Annotated in this window: 3 protein-coding genes; all 3 read left to right on the forward strand. The window is 68.8% G+C overall.

What is annotated here, in order from left to right:
• Positions 1-530, forward strand: a 530-nt coding sequence (locus tag IEY73_RS34300) for a helix-turn-helix transcriptional regulator (RefSeq protein WP_306661579.1), incomplete at its 5' end; no start/stop codon positions are given.
• A 111-nt stretch (positions 531-641) separates the two neighbouring features.
• A complete protein-coding gene (locus IEY73_RS32645) occupies positions 642-857 on the forward strand; it encodes a helix-turn-helix transcriptional regulator (protein WP_189083212.1) in 216 nt (71 codons plus the stop codon).
• Positions 858-1,040: 183 nt separating this feature from the next.
• Positions 1,041-1,291, forward strand: a 251-nt coding sequence (locus IEY73_RS32650; protein WP_189083213.1) for a hypothetical protein, incomplete at its 3' end; no start/stop codon positions are given.

A 1,291-nucleotide genomic window follows, 5' to 3' on the forward strand; every position in this document is an offset into this window, starting at 1 on the left:
CCGACATCGTGCTACGCACCCACACCCAGATCAGCGCGTTCACCACCGGCCTCGACCTGCTGCCACCCGGCATCACCGTGATCAGCCACTGGCGACCCGACCCCACCGACACCCCACCCCCACCCGACCACGTCGCGGCCTACGCCGCCGTCGCCCGCAAACCCGGCACCACCCACACAGCCCCGAACCGGCACCGAGCGCCCAGCCCGGGTGAGCCACACGCGCCGCACGACCCTGACCGGAACGCACCACTGGTGACAGCGGCCCACCGCAATCCACACCACACCGGCACCGACGTCGGCTCCAGCACCGACTCGGGCGCCGACGGCGAGGACCTGCGACTGGTCGGCACCCACGAAATCCGCATCATGCTCGGCGTCAGCTCCCAACGCGTCTACCAGATCACCCACTCACCCAGATTCCCCGAACCGGTGGCACGATTGTCCAGCGGCTGGGTATGGCTCACCGACGACATCGACCAGTGGATCGCCCAGCATCGCCCGCACCTCGCGGGAAAACCCCCGCCGTGACACGCCCAGGTGTCTTCCCTGATCCGCCCGGACCATAGCCGCTCCCTTCGCCACCGACGTTGATCAGCGAACACTGTGCGCAGGACAACCTGTCGTGTATAAACGTGCGTCATGGAATCCCATGCCATCCGGCTGGTCGGTCCCCACGAGGTCTGCCTGATGCTCGGCGGGGTGTGCCGGCAACGCCTCAACCAACTCGCCGCCAAGCCGGGATTCCCGCCACCGCTGACCATCTTGGAGATGGGACGCGTATGGCTGGCACCCGAGGTCGAAGCCTGGATCGCCGCCCACTCGCACCCCCGCGCCGCCCGCAACCGCCCGACCTGACCAGCACAACCGCATGCCCCGGCTTTCCCAGCCGACAACTGCGCTGACACACCAACCAGGCCCGTAGGCGGTAGGTGAGCGGTCGACGGGCGGCGCCGTGAAACGTCGTCCCGGTCAGCGTGGAGAGATGATGGCACGTGGGCGGGGTCGCGGACGGTCCGCGGTGGCTGGGACACTTCGGACATGCGCGGCTGGGACGTGGAGCTCGCCGACCTGCGGCAGCGGGTCGAGAACCGCCTCTATGGCTCCCGCCTGGCGGTCGCGCAGTGGCAACACCGTGGCGAGCAGTTGGACAGCGCCGAGACGAACATCCTTGATGAACGCTTCGACGTCGCGGACCCGCCCGCCGACGCCCCATCCGCGTTCACCCAGCTCGCCCACCGTGTCGAGTCCGGCAACCTCACCTGGGAGGACGTCTGGTCCGGAGCGGTTGA

The organism is Mangrovihabitans endophyticus (assembly GCF_014646155.1).
Taxonomy (GTDB): domain Bacteria; phylum Actinomycetota; class Actinomycetes; order Mycobacteriales; family Micromonosporaceae; genus Actinoplanes; species Actinoplanes endophyticus.

What these genes read in the sequence shown, in the direction of transcription:
- IEY73_RS32645 (WP_189083212.1), top strand. Translation starts at nt 642, where the DNA reads ATGGAATCCCATGCCATCCGGCTGGTCGGTCCCCACGAGGTCTGCCTG.